Source organism: Glaciimonas sp. OK215 (assembly GCF_057787885.1).
Genome location: NZ_CM173544.1, coordinates 2,574,623 through 2,592,238, shown reverse-complemented (window position 1 = coordinate 2,592,238; position 17,616 = coordinate 2,574,623). Strand labels below are relative to the sequence as shown.

The 17,616-nt window shown below is 58.1% G+C and carries 14 protein-coding genes; 12 read left to right on the top strand and 2 right to left on the bottom strand.

Annotated elements, in window-relative coordinates:
• Positions 1–29 precede the first annotated feature (29 nt).
• The 4 genes from AC3CHX_RS11675 (at position 30) to AC3CHX_RS11660 (ending at position 4,034) form a co-directional block, all read left to right on the top strand.
• A complete protein-coding gene (locus tag AC3CHX_RS11675) occupies positions 30–1,283 on the top strand; it encodes an ROK family transcriptional regulator (protein ID WP_488644166.1) in 1,254 nt (417 codons plus the stop codon).
• 113 nt (positions 1,284–1,396) lie between these two features.
• Positions 1,397–2,344, top strand: a complete 948-nt coding sequence (locus AC3CHX_RS11670) for a carbohydrate kinase family protein (RefSeq protein WP_488644165.1) — start codon at positions 1,397–1,399, stop codon at positions 2,342–2,344.
• A 75-nt stretch (positions 2,345–2,419) separates the two neighbouring features.
• Positions 2,420–3,043: a nucleoside/nucleotide kinase family protein gene (locus AC3CHX_RS11665; protein WP_488644805.1), complete on the top strand. Its 624-nt coding sequence runs from the start codon at positions 2,420–2,422 to the stop codon at positions 3,041–3,043.
• A gap of 79 nt (positions 3,044–3,122) precedes the next feature.
• Complete coding sequence (locus AC3CHX_RS11660; RefSeq protein ID WP_488644804.1) at positions 3,123–4,034, top strand: NAD(P)-dependent oxidoreductase; 912 nt, start codon at positions 3,123–3,125, stop codon at positions 4,032–4,034.
• 42 nt (positions 4,035–4,076) lie between these two features.
• On the opposite strand, the gene AC3CHX_RS11655 is transcribed toward AC3CHX_RS11660, so the two are convergent.
• Complete coding sequence (locus tag AC3CHX_RS11655) at positions 4,077–6,368, bottom strand: penicillin-binding protein 1A (protein ID WP_488644803.1); 2,292 nt, start codon at positions 6,366–6,368, stop codon at positions 4,077–4,079.
• A gap of 542 nt (positions 6,369–6,910) precedes the next feature.
• On the opposite strand from AC3CHX_RS11655, the gene xsc reads away from it, so the two are divergent.
• The 6 genes from xsc (at position 6,911) to AC3CHX_RS11625 (ending at position 13,850) form a co-directional block, all read left to right on the top strand.
• Complete coding sequence (xsc, locus tag AC3CHX_RS11650; RefSeq protein WP_488644164.1) at positions 6,911–8,719, top strand: sulfoacetaldehyde acetyltransferase; 1,809 nt, start codon at positions 6,911–6,913, stop codon at positions 8,717–8,719.
• A 186-nt stretch (positions 8,720–8,905) separates the two neighbouring features.
• The gene (locus AC3CHX_RS11645; protein WP_488644163.1) at positions 8,906–9,325 is read left to right on the top strand and encodes a nuclear transport factor 2 family protein; all 420 of its coding nucleotides are present in this window, start codon (positions 8,906–8,908) and stop codon (positions 9,323–9,325) included.
• Positions 9,326–9,361: 36 nt separating this feature from the next.
• Positions 9,362–10,801: an NAD(P)/FAD-dependent oxidoreductase gene (locus AC3CHX_RS11640; RefSeq protein ID WP_488644162.1), complete on the top strand. Its 1,440-nt coding sequence runs from the start codon at positions 9,362–9,364 to the stop codon at positions 10,799–10,801.
• Positions 10,802–10,980: 179 nt separating this feature from the next.
• On the top strand, positions 10,981–12,000 hold the full coding sequence (tauA, locus tag AC3CHX_RS11635; protein ID WP_488644802.1) for a taurine ABC transporter substrate-binding protein: 1,020 nt from the start codon (positions 10,981–10,983) through the stop codon (positions 11,998–12,000).
• Between the two features lie 103 nt (positions 12,001–12,103).
• Positions 12,104–12,919: a taurine ABC transporter ATP-binding protein gene (locus AC3CHX_RS11630; protein WP_488644161.1), complete on the top strand. Its 816-nt coding sequence runs from the start codon at positions 12,104–12,106 to the stop codon at positions 12,917–12,919.
• Positions 12,920–12,983: 64 nt separating this feature from the next.
• Positions 12,984–13,850: an ABC transporter permease subunit gene (locus tag AC3CHX_RS11625; RefSeq protein ID WP_488644160.1), complete on the top strand. Its 867-nt coding sequence runs from the start codon at positions 12,984–12,986 to the stop codon at positions 13,848–13,850.
• 67 nt (positions 13,851–13,917) lie between these two features.
• On the opposite strand, the gene AC3CHX_RS11620 is transcribed toward AC3CHX_RS11625, so the two are convergent.
• The gene (locus AC3CHX_RS11620; RefSeq protein WP_488644159.1) at positions 13,918–14,868 is read right to left on the bottom strand and encodes a LysR family transcriptional regulator; all 951 of its coding nucleotides are present in this window, start codon (positions 14,866–14,868) and stop codon (positions 13,918–13,920) included.
• A gap of 154 nt (positions 14,869–15,022) precedes the next feature.
• On the opposite strand from AC3CHX_RS11620, the gene AC3CHX_RS11615 reads away from it, so the two are divergent.
• Together AC3CHX_RS11615 and AC3CHX_RS11610 are read left to right on the top strand one after the other, a co-directional pair.
• The gene (locus tag AC3CHX_RS11615) at positions 15,023–16,231 is read left to right on the top strand and encodes a fumarylacetoacetate hydrolase family protein (RefSeq protein ID WP_488644158.1); all 1,209 of its coding nucleotides are present in this window, start codon (positions 15,023–15,025) and stop codon (positions 16,229–16,231) included.
• Between the two features lie 52 nt (positions 16,232–16,283).
• Entirely contained in the window at positions 16,284–17,615 is a 1,332-nt protein-coding gene (locus AC3CHX_RS11610; protein WP_488644157.1) for an MFS transporter, read from the top strand.
• Position 17,616 lies beyond the last annotated feature (1 nt).

Here is a 17,616-nt window from a genome sequence, read left to right as displayed (position 1 = left end):
TCAAGCGGCCATCCGCCGCTTCCAGGAACATGAAAAACGAACACATGGAACGATCGGTCAGCGAACCAGGCGAAGACGACAGCAAATGGCTCAGGCCGCGCGGCTCGAATCAGGTTGGGATGAGCCAGTTCAACGAGCGTGTGGTGTTGCAGGCGATACGATTTCACGGCAGCATGCCGAAAGCCGATCTCGCCAGGCTGACCAACCTCAGTACGCAAACGGTATCGCTCATCATTAACCGTCTGCTTGATGAAGGATTGGTGATCAAACTCGCCCCGCTGCGGGGCAAGGTTGGTCAACCTTCCGTGCCGATTGCGCTCAATCCGGACGGTGCATTTTCGATTGGCATCAAGATCGGCCGGCGCAGCCTGGACGTGTTGCTGGTGGACTTTGTCGGGCAGGCGCGTGAACGGTCCTCATTGTCGTACGCATTCCCCGATCCCGACGCCTTGTTCAACGAAATCGAACTTCAACTCAAAAATATGCGCACGCTGCTCGGTCCGAAGCGGGCGCAGCGGCTCAGCGGCGTCGGGATCGCCGCCCCGTTGGCGCTGGGCGGATGGCAGAAACTGCTTGGCTTCGCCCCCGAACAAGCCGACAAGTGGAGCCGGATCGACATCCGGGCGCGCGTGCAAGGCATGACCGAGCTGCCGGTGGAGTTCGCCAAAGACACGGCCGCCGCCTGTGTTGCCGAACTGGTGGCGGGCAGGGGACGCAGCATAAAAAGTTTCTTGTATGTGTTCGTCGACACCTTTATCGGCGGCGGACTGGTCATCGACAGTCATTTGCGCGGCGGTATTCACGGCAATGCCGGCGCACTTGCCTCGATCCCGTTGGGACTGGCAAAAAACGGCAGTAACAGCGCGCCCGAGCAACTGCTGAGCGATGCATCGCTGTTCAAGCTGGAGCAACTGTTTGGCGCGGCGGGTCTGGAAGAGGCCGCGTCGTTTGACGAGCGTGCGCTGCAAGCACCGTGGCTGACGCACACCAGCGCCTGGCTGGACGATGCCGCCCGCGCGATCGCGCTGGCGATCAATAGCGCAACCTGCCTGCTTGATCTGGATCAGGTCATTATCGACGGCTCCTGCGATCGGACATTGCTCGAAAAGCTGCTGGCCGAAGTGGAAACCGCGCTGGCTTACTACAATTGGGAGGGCGTTACCCGGCCGGAAATACTTGCCGGCACTATCGGCTCGGACGCCCGGGCCATAGGCGGAGCCCTGCTGCCCCTGTACGCCAACTTCGCGCCGGATCACGACTTGTTTCTCAAATTGGACAGCTGATTTCGCTGTGCAGAAAAAATGCTTGAAGACGTTTGGCTGGGCTCAAATACGTAAGGCGCACAGAGCCGTGCCATTAATACATTAACCGGGTTTACATTAACGGAATCGACGAGATGATCGCAACAATAGGGGAAGCATTGGTTGATTTGATTGAGCAGCCGGACGGGCGTTTTCAGGCTTGTCTGGGCGGTTCGGTCTGCAATTTCACATTGGGTTTGGCACGCCAGGGTATATCTACGACCTACCTCAATCCCTTGTCTCAGGATAAATTCGGGAAGAAGTTCTTTTCCCTGTTATCGGACAATGGCATCAGTCTGGGGGCCGGGGTCAGCAGTGCATGGCCGACCGCGCTGGCGGTGGTCAGCCTCGACGCGCAGGGTTCGCCGACGTACGCATTTCACCGTGAAGCGGTGGCGGATCGCGACATCAGCGCCGAGATGCTGATTGCAAGTTTTCCTGAGCATCTGGAATTGGTGCATACCGGCGGCCTGGCCCTGGTGCCGGATGATCTTGAAAAAATCCTGACAGCGATACGCGCCGCAACCAAACGGGGCGCGCTGGTATCGATCGATGCCAATTTGCGGCCGATGGCGGTGACGCGGCGCAACGACTATATCGAAGGGGTAAAACGTGCGATTGCACAGGCGCATATCGTCAAAGTCAGCGACGAGGACCTGGAGGTTCTCGGCTTCGGCGATGCGACTCTGGCGGAGATTTCTGCCATTTTATTTCGTGATTCGACGCTGCAACTGATCGCTTTGACGCGCGGCGCGCAGGGTGCTGCATTGCTGACGCGTGCTGGCCAGGTCGCGCTGCCGGCGCCAGCCGATCTGGCGGTGGTCGACACAGTCGGCGCTGGCGACTGCTTCCATGCCGGATTGATCGCGTATCTGGAACGCTCGGGCAAACTCGTCACGGCGCAAGGTCTGGAACAACTGGACCAGGACTTCTTGCGCGGCGCGTTGCAGCATGCGATTGCGGCCGCCAGCCTCAACATCATGCGGGCCGGCTGTGATCCTGCGACGTGGGAAGAAACCGTCAGTGCCGCGTTAGCGATGTAAGGCATTTCTGATCTATTCGGTAGCTTTGAGAATTTCAACAACGGTGGCTGACTAGTGAAAAACGACGTGCAAGAAATGACCATTGACGCTTGCCTGGCAAGACTGCGAACCCGTTTATCCGACGGTCGCCGTCTGATCCTGGGAATTGTCGGGGCACCGGGTTCAGGCAAATCCACATTTGCACAGGCGCTGATGGACGGTTTGCCAGGACAAGCGATGGTGGTGCCCATGGATGGCTATCATTTGGCGAATGCGGAGCTGGCCCGCCTGAATCGGCGCGATCGCAAGGGTGCGGAAGATACGTTCGACAGCGCCGGTTACGTCGCGCTCCTCAAGCGCCTGCGTGATCAGCCGACTGATGAGGTCGTGTACGCGCCGGCGTTTCGGCGTGAAATCGAAGAACCGATAGCCGGCGCCATCGCCGTGCCGGCGGCAGTGCAACTGGTGATCGCAGAAGGAAATTACTTGCTGCTCGACCGCGGTCATTGGAGCCGGGTCCGCGGCTTGCTCGACGAAGCCTGGTATCTGGATGTTGCCCCCAGCTTGCGCCAAGAGCGGCTGGTAGCGCGTCATATGCGCTTCGGTCGTGATGAACAAGCCGCACAGGCATGGGTGAGACAAACCGATGCGCCGAATGCGGTCTTGATTGAATCCACCCGGGAGCGCGCCGATCTGGTGCTTAGGTGGGCGTCCGCCTGAGCGCTGCATTGCGGTATTTTTCCAATGCAAAAAAAGCCACCACCCGGCAGCGCAAACTTGTGCAACAATTTCAACGGGCATCACCAACTTACCAGTATTGAAGGACGTAAAAATGGCAAAAGTGACATTTATCGGATTGGGCGTCATGGGTTCTCCGATGGCAGGGCATCTTGCGGCACACGGCCATGACGTGACGGTATTCAATCGGACCCAGGCGCGTGCCGATGCATGGTTGAAAGTGCATAAGGGACAAAGCGCTGCTACGCTGGCAGCGGCTGTTGCTGGTGCCGACTTCGTGTTTACCTGTGTCGGTAACGACAATGATCTGTATCAAATTGCATTGGGGGAGGAGGGCATACTCGCCAAGATGCGCGCCGGGAGTATTTTGATCGACAATTCGACATGTTCTGCAGATGCCGCGCGGAAAATCAGCGAGGCGGCGAACAATCTAGGCCTTCATTTTCTTGACGCACCGGTTTCCGGTGGCCAGGCTGGCGCTGAAAATGCCACATTGACAGTGATGGTTGGTGGCGATGGCGATGCATTCTTGCGCGCCGAGCCGGTCATTTCGTCGTATGCACGCGCGGTGGTGCATATGGGCCCGGCAGGCGCGGGGCAACTCACCAAGATGGTGAACCAGATTTGTATTGCGGGGATGATCCAGGCATTGGCCGAAGGACTGGCGTTCGCCGGGCGCGCCGGCCTGGACGGCGAGCGCGTTATCGCCGCAATTTCCAAAGGGGCGGCACAATCCTGGCAGATGGAGAATCGCGGCAAAACCATGCTCGCATCGAAATTCGACTTTGGCTTCGCCGTGGACTTGATGCGTAAGGATTTGGGGATCTGTTTCGATGAGGCAAAACGCAACGGTGCCCACTTGCCGGTCACACTCCTGGTCGATGCATTTTATGCAGAAGTGCAAAAACAGGGTGGCGGTAAATTCGATACCTCAAGTCTCATGATGCTGGTAAATTCCCCGGACAAACAGTGATGCAGCCGGTTCCTGATTGAGCACTGCGGAGAAGCTGTCGCATCATTGTTCGGCATCCGGCTGATTGCCGCTTTCGCTGCCATTCTCGCCGCCATTCTCAGTGCTGCGGCGTATCGTCGGCTCCGCTTCGGGCATTCCGTCTTGCGGCGTGTCATCGGGCTGATCGGCCGCATCGTCGGGTGGCGCTTCCTCCCTGACCCTGACCGGCGCCGGTGCGCGCCGACCGCCGGGGAACAGGGCACCGGTATCTATCTTTCCGGTATGTAATGCATCGCGGAAAAAATCGCCCACCAGCAGGATCGCGTTATGGCCGCCCTGTCCCCAGTAATTGCTGCGCATCGTGACGCGCGCATCGTTGAAGCCGACCCACGCGCCCGCCACCAGATTCGGGTGCATCAGGATGAACCAACCGTCGGTATTGTTTTGCGTGGTGCCGGTCTTGCCAGCGACATCGGCGCCGATGCCGAAGCGGCTCCTGACCGCCTGGCCGGTGCCTTGATTGACCACGCCGCGCATCATGTCGATCAACGCGACGGCTGATTCAGCCGACATCGCGCGTTTCCCCACGCTGTCAAATTCGGCAATCACTTTGCCGTTACGGTCAGTGATGCTTTTGATGAAGACCGGCTTGCGATATTCGCCTTGCGCGGCGATGGTCGAATAGGCCGACACCATTTCCAGCAAGGTCACCGGACTGGTGCCAAGTGCCAGCGACGGCACCGATGCAAGCTTGCTTTGGTTGATGCCGAGGGCGCGCGCCAGCTTGATGATGCTCGGCAGCCCGACATCCTGCATCACTTGTGCGGTGATGGTGTTTTTCGAATACACCAGGCCGTCGCGCAGCGTCATGCTCTTGCCACTGGAAACCGACATGTCGGTCGGCCGCCAGACGCTGCCGTCGGCGGCGCGAATATCGATCACGCTATCCCGATACGGGTGGTCGGGGCGCAAGCCTTTTTCCAGCGCGGCACCGTACACGATGGGCTTGAAAGTCGATCCGGGCTGGCGCGCGGCTTGCTCCACATGGTCGAATTGTTCACGCTGGTAGTCGCGGCTGCCGACCCAGGCCTTGACCTCGCCGGTGGCCGGATCGAGCGCTACAAATCCGGCTTCCAGCCGGGTCTTGGCGGCCCGCAATTGCGCGATGAATTCGCCATCGGCCTTGAGCCGGTGCAAGGCGCCGGCTGCCGGTTCGCCTGCCTCAAGCGCCGCCCGGTACTCGGGCGTCTCGCGAATGAAGGTGTTAACCAGATCGCCGCGCGATTCCCAAAAATAGCGGAACGGCGCAATATACCTGCGCATGCCGGCATACGCGCCGGTCGAGGTGGACACCACGCCAGATCCGCTCTGGCCCCACTCGACATCGGCGATGTTTTGCAGTGCATCGGCCTGACGCTCGACTGCGCGCAGCGCCGACTGCTGCAAACCGAAATCGAGCGTGGTATGCACCACCAGGCCATCCAACTGCAGATTGTAATTATGCTCGTCAGCCCATTCGATCAGCCATTTGCGCACATGCGCGGTGAAGTGGGTATCGGTCGCGGCTTTCTCTTCTTGCAGTCGATTGAAATGCACCCTCAGTGGCCGCTTGCGCAGCGCTTGAAACCTGGCCTCGGTCAGGTGCTGGTGCTTGAACATTTGCTCCAGCACCACGTTACGCCGCTGTAGCGCACGCTCGGGATTGTTGACCGGGTTGTAATAATTGGTCCCTTTCAACATCCCGACCAGCGTCGCACTTTCCAGAATATTCAGTTGCGCGGCCGATTTATCGAAATAGGTGCGCGCCGCCATCTCGATGCCGAAGGTGTTATACAAAAAAGGCACTGTATTCAGATAGGCTTCCAGGATCTCATCCTTGGAGTAGGTGCTCTCGATCTTCAGCGCAGTGATGAGCTCCTTGAGCTTGCGATTCAGATTGCGCGAACGGCCGATTTCTTCCGGAAACATATTGCGCGCCAGTTGCTGGGTAATGGTCGAGCCGCCCTGTGCATTGCCGCCCAGGCTGTGCAAGGCACTCGCCGCGGTGCGTCTGAAATCGATCCCGTGATGCTGGTAAAAGCGGTGATCCTCAGTTGAAATCAGCGCCTGGATCACGTATGGCGACACCTGATTGAGCTTGATGCGCTCCTGCAGCCCCCCTTGATCGAAGCTGGCCAGTTGCTGGCCGTCGGCCGACATCAGTATGCTCGCTTGTGCCACCCGCGCCTGTTTCAAATCCTTGATGCTGGGCGTGATCGGAATCAGCACCAGCGCATACAGCAACAGCAGCCCAAGCAGTACGACAGCAGCCATCCCCAGTACCAATACACCGCGCCGACGCGGCGGCTGGCGCATCAAATAATCGCGCAGCCGCGTGTAAGCGGTTTTGGTTTTGCCGGACAAGGCGGCTGACAGATGCTGATAGTGCTGTTGCAGTTTGCTCAATGTCGTATTTCTCGGTTGCGTCTTTTCTTCCACTATCGATACCTTGCCTGGCTGTTCAGAAAAATTGGATAAATCCGGGGATGCCTGATTTCGGCTTGCATTAGAACACGGAGTTTGTATCGGCCTTCTGAAAAATCAGAAGCGTCTGTGCATCAGCCTGTGGTTTCAATCGAAATAGCTGCGCGCCATTTTATAGCGTTCTGTCGAAAGGCGATGCCGGATACCAGCGTAGTGCCGGTTGGGCATGCCGTGAACATATGATGAATGCAACATTCCTGCGTGTTCAACGCACTAGCATTAGAGTGAAATTTGAATTTCAAACACAAATTGTCTCGGAATTTGTAAAAATAGTTTGACGCATGGTTTTTTATGCCTTAGATTACTCTAAATATCAAATATCGGAACTTAATGTACTACTTTCAGTGTAATTACTCCAAAGGAGACAGAATATCATGACCGACCAAGTATCCCAAGCCAACCGCACGGTCACCGTTGGCCTGCAGAAGATGACCCCCTCCGAAGCCATGGTGGAAACCCTGGTGGCCAATGGCGTGACTGACATGTTCGGGATCATGGGGTCCGCTTTCATGGATGCCATGGACATTTTCGCCCCGGCCGGGATCCGCCTCATTCCGGTGGTCCATGAGCAGGGCGGCGGCCACATGGCGGACGGCTACGCCCGGGTCAGCGGCCGCCACGGCGTGGTGATCGGCCAGAACGGCCCCGGCATCAGCAACTGCGTCACCGCCATCGCGGCGGCCTACTGGGCGCACAGTCCGGTGGTCATCATTACGCCCGAGACCGGCACCATGGGCATGGGGCTGGGCGGCTTCCAGGAAGCCAATCAGTTGCCGATGTTCGAGGAATTCACCAAATACCAGGGCCACGTGACCCACCCGGCGCGCATGGCCGAGTTCACCGGCCGCTGTTTCGATCGCGCCATGTCCGAGATGGGGCCGACCCAGCTGAACATTCCGCGCGACTACTTCTACGGCGAAATCAAGGCGGAAATCCCGCAACCCAGCCGGCTCGACCGCGGTGCGGGCGGCGAGAAGAGCCTGGATGAGGCGGCCGAACTGCTGGCGCAGGCCAAATTTCCGGTCATCATCTCCGGCGGCGGCGTGGTCATGGCCGATGCGGTCGAGGAATGCAAGGCCTTGGCGGAGCGCCTGGGAGCACCGGTCGTCAACAGCTACCTGCACAACGATTCGTTCCCGGCCAGCCACCCGCTCTGGACCGGCCCGCTCGGCTATCAGGGGTCGAAAGCGGCCATGAAACTGATGGCGCAGGCCGACGTGGTGATCGCGCTGGGCTCGCGTCTCGGGCCGTTCGGGACCCTGCCGCAACACGGCATGGATTACTGGCCGAAGAACGCCAAGATCATCCAGATCGATGCCGACCACACGATGCTGGGGCTGGTCAAGAAGATTTCGGTCGGGATCTGCGGCGACGCCAAGGCGGCCGCAGTCGCCCTGACCCAGCGCCTGGCCGGCAAGACGCTGGCCTGCGACGCGACCCGTGCCGCCCGGGCGGCGCAGATCCAGGCAGAGAAAGATGCCTGGGAGAAAGAGCTGGATGGCTGGATCCATGAGAAGGATCCCTACAGCCTCGACATGATCGCCGAACAGAGCAAGGAACCGGAGAAGTACCTGCATCCGCGCCAGGTGTTGCGCGAGCTGGAAAAGGCGATGCCGGCCGATGTCATGGTGTCGACCGATATCGGCAACATCAATTCGGTGGCGAACAGTTATCTGCGCTTTGAGAAGCCGCGCAGTTTCTTCGCCGCGATGAGCTTCGGCAACTGCGGCTATGCCTTCCCGACCATCATCGGCGCCAAGGTGGCGGCCCCGCACCGTCCGGCGATTGCGTATGCCGGCGACGGCGCGTGGGGCATGAGCCTGATGGAGACCATGACCTGCGTGCGCCACAACATTCCGGTCACGGCGGTGGTGTTCCACAATCGCCAGTGGGGCGCGGAGAAGAAGAATCAGGTGGACTTCTACAACCGGCGCTTTGTGGCCGGTGAGCTCGACAACCAGAGCTTTGCCGGGATTGCCCGGGCGATGGGGGCCGAAGGGATCGTCGTCGACCAGCTCGAAGACGTCGGCCCGGCTCTCAAGAAGGCCATCGACATGCAGATGAACGAGGGCAAGACCACCATCATCGAGATCATGTGCACCCGCGAACTCGGCGACCCGTTCCGGCGCGATGCGCTCAGCAAACCGGTACGGCTGCTCGAAAAATACAAGGATTACGTTTAACCGGGACGCGCGCCGGGCCCGCTCGGGAACGGCGCGCGCAATGAGAGCCACGCTCGCAGCCATAAATACATTACACGCCGTTATTTTAAAGTAAATCAACTTGCTATATTTTTAACCAAAACTGATTAATTACATTAAATAACGGAACCACAAGTACTATTATTTAGATAAACAGAAAGAGACAACATGAACGTTCAAACGCAACCAGCCAAGCCCGTAACAGCAGAATTTCTGCAAGCTTTCAGCGAAGCGTGGAACCGTCACGACATCGATGCCCTGATGAGCTTCATGGCCGAAGACTGCGTATTTCACGCTGCGGCCGGTACCGAACTCTACGGCAAGACTTTCGAAGGGCGCGAAGCGGTTCGGGCAGGATTCCAGCTCGCCTGGCAGACCTTCCCGGATGCGGCCTGGCTCGATGCGGCCCACTTCGTCTGCGGCGACCAAGGCGTATCCGAATCGACATTCTGCGGCACCAAGGCCGATGGCACCCGGATCGAAGCGCGGATGGTCGACGTCTTCACTTTTCGAGACGGCAAGATCGCCGTGAAGAATGCTTTTCGCAAGGATCGCCCGCCAGTCGTCAAAGTCGGCGCTTACGCCTAAGTCAGTATTTCATCCCGACCGAATCGAGGACGCAATATGGATACAACTGTCGACAACCAGGCAGCGGAGTACGAAAGCAGCACCAGCCCGTCCGAACCATATGATCCGGCGTACGACCCGCTGGTGTCCGTTAGCCCGGGACGGGGCAGGGAGTATGCGCCGAGCTACTGGATAGGAACCGCCGGCGAACCGCCACCGGACGATGGTCCGATCATGCATGATATCGATGTCGACGTAGCGATCATCGGCTCCGGGTTCACCGGGCTGACCTGCGCAATCTTCCTGGCGCAGGAACACGGCATCAAGGCTACCGTACTCGAAGCCAACCGGGTCAGCTGGGGCTGCAGCACCCGCAACGGCGGACAAGCGCAGTGCAACTCGGGACGCCTGAAGCGTTCCCAGTGGATCGAACGCTACGGCCTGGACACTGCGCTGAAGCTGCATGCAGAAATGTGCGACGCCATGGAAACCTTCAAGGGGCTGATCAAGGATATCGATTGCCTGCCGCAACCCGGCGGCCACCTGTATATCGCACACAACCTGAAGGTCATGCCGGCGCTGGAGAAAGAAGCCAAACTGCTGCGAGAGGTGTTCAACTACGACGCCAGAATTCTCGATGCCGACACTGTCAAGCGTGACTACGTGGACGACAAGGAGGCGGCCGGCGCGATGCATGAACCGGAAGGTATCGGCATCCATGCGGGCAAACTGGCATTCGGGTATCTGAAGAAGGCGCGTGCGCTCGGTGCCAAGGTGCATCCCTCCAGTCCGGTACTCGGCTGGGAGACCAGAAATGGGGTGCACTACCTGAAGACGCCCGGCGGCATCGTACGTGCGCGCGCCGTCGCGGTCGCGACAGGTGGTTACACCTCGCAAGGTCTGCACCCGCAATTGAAGAATCGCCTGATGCCGATCCTGTCCAACTCGATCGTCACGCGTCCGCTGACCAAGGCCGAGATCGAGGCGTGTAATTTCCGCACCACCCAGGTGCTTACTGACACCCGGGTACTCCGCCATTACTACCGGCTGATGCCGGACGGACGGGTCCAGATAGGTAGCCGCAGCGCGATCACCGGTACCGACGCCCCGCAAAAAAAATACGAGAACTTGTTGATTGGCGACCTGCACCGCAAATTTCCCGCGCTGACTGGCATTCAAATCGATTACTCCTGGTGGGGGTGGGTGGATGTCAGTCACGACATGATGCCGCGCATCGTGCAGCCGGACCCCGAGCAGACCATCTATTACGCCCTCGGCTACGGTGGAAACGGCGTGATGTACTCGGCCCAGGCCGGACGCCGCATGGCGCAGCGGATCGCGGGCAAGAGCACGCTGCCGGATTTGCCGATCTTCGTATCGTCGCTGCCGTTTCCTAATGTCCTGGAGATGGTCGAGTCGCAGGCTTTCGCGCCGTTCCGGCGCCTGGGGCAGAGCGTTCTCTACCGTTGGTACCATCTGAAAGACGAGGTGCTATAGGCCGGATCGAGGCAGTCACAACCCAGCAAATAATTAATGCAATCAGGAGACCAGGATGAAAATCAAAGCCGTATCGATCAAGAAAAAAATAGCGTGTAAATAACGCAGCGTTTGAGCGCAATTCAAGCGCGAAGAGTTCATTTGTATAACAACTGGATGGAGACGAAATGAAAAACACTATCAACAAAATCAAGCGCGTACTGTGCGCAATCGTGGTGCTGGGAATTGCGGCGGCTTCAGGCGGCGCTTTAGCGCAGCAGAAATCAGTCACGATTGCCTATCAGCAGATCAATGGTCCGTTTTTGGCAGTAGTTGCCAGCGGCGCGATTGAAAAAGCCACCGGCTATAAGATTGATTGGCGCAAGTTCGATTCCGGTGCCAAGGTGGCGACGGCCATGGCATCCGGGGATATCCAGCTGGGTGTGATCGGTTCCAGTCCGCTGACAGCCGCCATCAGCCGTGGCGTCGACGTGCAAGTGTTCTGGATCCAGGACGACATCAACCAGGCCGAAGCGATGGTTGCGCGGAACGGCTCCGGCATCAACAAGCCGGCGGATTTGAAGGGCAAGAAGATTGGCGTGCCGTTCGCTTCCACCACCCATTTCCATACGATGTTCGCGCTCGAACTATGGGGCATCAAACCGACCGATGTGGAGTTGCTGAATATGCAGCCGAATCAGATTGCAGCGGCCTGGGAGCGGGGCGATATCGATGCCGCCTATGTGTGGGATCCCGCACTCAGCAAGATCAAGCAAAACGGCAAGGTATTGGTGACTTCCGGCGAGTTGAGCAAGAAGGGCAAGGCCACCTTTGACGGCATGGCAGTGGAGCGGAAATGGGGTGAGGCAAATGCGGACTTCATGGCGAAGTTTGTGAAAATCGCCGCTGCCGCCGATGCCGCCTACCGCAGCAACCCAAAAAGCTGGACCCTTGATTCGAAAGAGGTCAAGGCCAATGTCCAGCTTTCCGGCGCCGAGCCCAAGGATGTAGGACCTTCCGTCGCCTTGTACGCTTATCCGAGTATCCAGGAACAGGCATCTCCTGCCTGGCTGGGCGGTGGTGCCAATGGCGGCGTCGCCAAGGCGCTGCTCGCCACCGCGGTATTTTTGAAGGAGCAAGGGAAAATAGATACCCTCGGCAAGGACTATAGCCAATTTGTTACTACCAGGTATGTGGATGCGGCGATGAAAATGAAGTGAGCTGAAGTGAGATAAACACGCCACTGCTGCCGATCGCAGCACCTGTCCGGATAAGCAGGGCGGGCGCGATCGGCCACGAATGCAAACAGCACAAGGAAAGATAATGGAAAATCTACGCGTCAAAGACGTCAGCGTCATTTATCCCGGGAAAACAGCCGGTGAGAGAACCCATGCACTGGATAGTATTAATTTAGATATCAATTGCGGCGATTTCGTCGTTGCACTTGGCGCCTCGGGATGCGGCAAGACGACGCTGCTGAACCTGCTGGCCGGCTTTATTTCTCCCTCGAAAGGCGAGATTCTTCTCGGCGATCGCAAGATTGACGGCCCCGGCTCGGATCGCGGCGTGGTGTTTCAAAAGCACGCGCTTCTGCCATGGCTGAACGTGATGGAGAACGCCGAGTTCGGCCTTAAATTGCAAGGTGTCCCCAAACAAAAACGACGTGAAATCGCTGCCAGGAACCTTGCGCTGGTCGGTTTGCAGGATTTTCACGACCGCATGATTTACCAGCTTTCAGGCGGCATGCAGCAGCGTGTGGGTATCGCGCGTGCGTTGACCTGCGGGCCGGCGATGTTGTTAATGGACGAGCCGATGGCCGCGCTGGATGCCCTGACCCGCGAGACGATCCAGGAACTGTTGCTCGACATCTGGAAAAAAACCGAAACGATGTTCTTTTTCATTACCCACAGCGTTGACGAAGCATTGTTCCTGGCGAATCGCCTGATCGTCATGTCACCGCGTCCCGGGCGCATTACGCACAGCTATGACCTTACTTTCAATAAACGCTTTCTCGAATGCCGCGATGCGCGGGCAGTGAAATCGAGCCCCGATTTCATCAAAATGCGGGAAACGGTCCTAAACATCATTTACGGTGACGAGCGGGCAGCACCGCGTACGGAGGTGGCCGAACATGCATAATCGAAAAATCATTCCAGGGTTATCAGGCTTTTCCAAAAGCATCGTAGGAGTTGGGGGTGCGGCCATGAACAGCAAGGAAGAAAGCAGGGGAAAACAAAAGGGACTATTGGACCGATTGTTTCCTCATAAGCCGGCCAAACCCGGTGAGTCTTTTGGTGTGCCGGGCCAGGGAAGCTCACGCACGATCGCCATAGTGACGGTGTTCTCGCTGTTCATTCTCTGGTTCGCGATCACCGCAACCGGTCTGGTGAAGCCTTTGTTCCTGCCGTCGCCCAAGGCGGTGTGGGACAAGTTCATTCTCGTCTCCACGGTGGGCTTCGCCGGGTCGACGCTGCTGCAGCATACGCTGACCAGTCTTGCACGCGTGTTTGGCGCTTTTGCCCTGGCGTGCATTTTTGCGATTCCGATCGGCATCATGATGGGTGTGAGCCGCATCATCCGCGGCTTGTTCGATCCACCGATCGAATTCTATCGGCCGTTGCCGCCATTGGCCTATTTGCCGCTGGTCATCATCTGGTTCGGGATCGGCGAGTTCTCCAAGGTATACCTGATCTTCCTGGCGATTTTTGCACCGATGGCGATCGCTGCGCGATCCGGCGTGCGCTCGGTATCGATCGAGCAGATCCATGCGGCCTATTCGATGGGCGCCACGCGCTTGCAGGTGATTACCCAGGTGATTCTGAAAGCCGCCATTCCTGAAATTTTCACAGGGATGCGGATCGGTATCGGCGTAGGCTGGACCACCCTGGTCGCAGGTGAAATGGTGGCATCGACACGCGGTTTGGGGTTCATGGTGCTGAGTGCATCGGAATTTCTGGCCAGTGACGTCGCCATCATGGGGATTATCGTGATCGGGTTCTTCGCCTTCATATTCGATCTGTTAATGCGTTATCTTGAGCGCATCTTTGTGCCATGGAAGGGCAAGGTATAGCTGAATAAGCTGAGTAATGAGATGAGGGGTTATCTGGCGCCTGCAGAGGTGACAAATAGCCCCTTTCTTATTCTCTCAGTTGCTTTGCAACAGCGCGCAGAACGGAGATAAATTCCTGCGCGGGCTGAGACGGGACGTCGCCTTTGCGTGTCACGATGCCGTAGCTTGACATTGTGCGGTGGATTGATACCGGGATACGCCCGAGCATGCCTTTTTCGACATACTTTTCCACGGCCGCGCGCGGCTGCAACGAAAGCATGTCGGTGGCCTGCAGCAATTCAAGCGTTGAAAAAATGGATGAGGTTTCAACCATGCCCACCGGCGCATGGAGTTGCTCATCCGCAAACGACTCTTCGAACAAATGCCTGATCGCAGTGGCAGGCGGATAAAGAATCCATGGCCAGGCGTCAAGTTCAGCCAGTTTCAGGTGCGGCATTTCAAGCAACGGATGATGATGACCGGCGACGACCCAGACCGCTTCGCCGGAGAGCGTCTCAAAGTCAAACAGCGTGCGATAACGCGCTTCCGTCAAGCGACCCAGCATGATGTCGATTTTCTTTTCCTCGAGCCAGACTGCTAACTGGTCACTGCTTTGCTCGACTATCTTTATGATGAGCAGCGGCCGCTGCTGCCGGATTTCCTTGATGCATGCAATTAATAGTTGCGCAGCCGATGCAGAAATGGCGCCCACAGTGATATGGCCATGACCGCCGTTTCTCAACATATTGAATTCGCCTACAAACTTGCCCAAATCACTTAACGAGACGCTGGCATAACGCAAGGCGACCAGCCCGAGGTCGGTTGGACGCATTTCACGCGGTAGCCGTTCGAATAACTCGACGCCAAACATCGACTCGATATTGCCGAGAATTTTCGTCGCCGCCGGTTGCGTCATGTGCATCTGTTCGGCGGCAACGCGAAGGTTGCGCGTGCGCCCGAGAATGTCGAGAAGCTGCAGATGCCTGAAACGCAACTTTGAACACACGCTTGATAACGACGCCTGTACTGGTTCTTCCATAAGAAAACTTTGCGCCATAACTAAATGGAATCGATTTTAACAAATAATTGATTGGATGTTTATCGGGTGTAGACGTAAATTACCACTCCAAGAAGCAGACGTTATTTGGCAAGCCGCCAAGGACTAACTGACACAATTCCAACCGGAGACATTCATGACGCAACACTTTTCCCTAAATGCAACCGAAACCCTGCCTGGTGACGGCCTGGCAGGCACACTCATTGGCCGGGCATGGGTGCCCGCTACGGCTGCTGCACCGGCAGGTCCCGCAGTGGTCGTGCTGCGCACCGGCGGCGTATTCGACATTTCCGGCATAGCACCCACCATTAGCAGCTTGCTCGAGATGGAAGACCCGGTTGCTGCAGTCCGCGCCGCCATTGGCGTGCGGATCGGCAGCCTTGACGAGTTACTCGCAAACACTGCCGCGGAACCCCAAAGTCCGGAGTCCGCATGCTTCCTGGCCCCATGCGACCTGCAAGTCATCAAGGCGGCCGGCGTCACATTCGCGGCAAGTCTGATCGAGCGGGTCATTGAAGAGCGGGCCAAGGGAGACCCACGCGGCGCGGCGCGCGTGCGTGAGCAAGTTCAAGCGCTGGTGGGCGACAGTTTGACCAGCATACGGCCCGGCTCCATTCAGGCGCGTGAACTGAAAGCAATTCTGGTGGAACAAGGGCTGTGGTCGCAATACCTGGAAGTCGGCATTGGGCCCGATGCAGAAATTTTCACCAAGGCACCGCTGCTTTCCGCGCTAGGAAGCGGCGTGGAAATCGGACTTCATCCAGAATCGGCATGGAACAATCCCGAACCGGAAATCGTGCTCTCTGTCGACAGCCGCGGCCGGGTGCTCGGCGCCATGCTGGGCAACGACGTCAACCTGAGGGATTTCGAAGGACGCAGCGCGCTATTGCTGGGCAAGGCGAAGGACAACAATGGCTCCTGCGCAATCGGTCCGTTCCTCAGGCTGTTCGACGAAACATTCTCGCTCGATGATGTGCGCAGCGCGACCGTCGATTTGCGCGTGGATGGAAGCGACGGCTTTGTGCTGCGGGGGTGCAGTTCAATGGACCAGATCACCCGCGATCCACTTGACCTCGTCGCGCAGGCAATCGGCCCATCGCACCAATACCCGGACGGTCTGGTCCTGTTTTTGGGCACGCTGTTCGCGCCGACAGACGACCGCGATGCCGCAGGCGCCGGCTTTACCCATAAGTACGGCGACATGGTCCATATCTCCAGCGCCAAGCTGGGAATGCTCACCAACCGGGTCAACCGCAGCGACCGCGTGCAACCGTGGACCTTCGGAGTGCGCGCCCTGATGGTCAATCTTGCTGCGCGCGGACTCCTTAACCGTCCGGCACTTTAGGCAACTTAAAAAAACAGCGAGGCCGATCAGGCTTCGCCCCAGGAGGCATAGCATGAAGATACAGAACGACAGCCACGATCCATTATTCTCGGCCGTGCGCAAGGCGCGGCTGCGACTCGCGCCTTTCCTCGCCTTGATGTTCGCGCTAGCGATGCTCGACCGTTCGAACGTGGGTTTCGTCAAACAGGCGCTGCAGTTCGATGCGCATATCAGCAACTCTGCATACGCGCTCGGCGCCGGCATTTTTTTCATTGGCTATGCCATATTCGAAATTCCGAGCAATCTGATGCTGCATCGTGTCGGCGCCAAGATCTGGCTGAGCCGGATCATGATCACATGGGGCCTTGCATCGGCAGCGATGATGTTCGTACATAACGAGACTTCCTTCTACATCCTGCGCTTTATCCTTGGCGTTACCGAGGCTGGCTTTTCGCCCGGCGTCATTTTGTTTACGACCTACTGGTTTCCTGCTCGCGACCGCGGCAAGGCTCTGGGGGTGTATTACTTCGGATTGCCGATTGCCCTCGTACTCGGCGGCCCGCTGTCGGGATTCCTCCTGGAGACAACCGGTGGCTTGCTTGGACTGCGCAACTGGCAATGGATGTTCATTATCGAAGGCGTGGCCGCATCCGTCGTCGGCATCATCGCCTTTTTCTACCTGACCAGCCGGCCGCGCAACGCGAAATGGCTGACGGCAGAGGAAAGGGCAGCTCTGGAAAACCAAATCGCACTTGAAGACAAGAACAAGGTGGCGCACGGCCCGAGCACCGCGCTGGCCGCATTGAAGGATGCAAAGGTGCTGCGCTTTGTGCTGATTTATTTCGCCATCCAGATCAGCGTCTACGGTGTTATTTTCTATCTCCCAACCCGCGTATCGGAACTCACCGGCAGTGCAATCGGCTTTAAGGTCGGGCTGCTGACAGCCATCCCCTGGTTCTGCGCCCTGGTCGCCATGCGCTTCATCACCAGGTATGCGGACGCGACCGGCAAGCATCGCATGCTGGCTGCCTGCCTACTGGCCATGGCGGCGTGCGGAATTCTGGTATCAACCTTCGGCAATGCAATCGCACCGGTCCTGATCGCGTTCTGTGTCGCGACTGTCGGCTTCGTGGTGGTGCAGCCGCTGTTCTGGACGCTGCCGACCGCTTACCTGTCGGGGCCGGCAGCCGCTAGCGGCATCGCGCTGATCGGCTCGCTCGGCAATCTCGGCGGCTTTATCGCCCCGACCTTGAAGACCGCGGTGGAAACCGCTTTCCACAGCCAGCGCGCAGGCATGTTCGCGCTCGCCGCCGCCGGCTTCGTCGGCATTTTGCTGCTGCTGAGCATCGGCGCTGCATCGCGCCGCGCGCTGCGGCTCGAACCGGCTGAACCGGTTTCTCACTGAT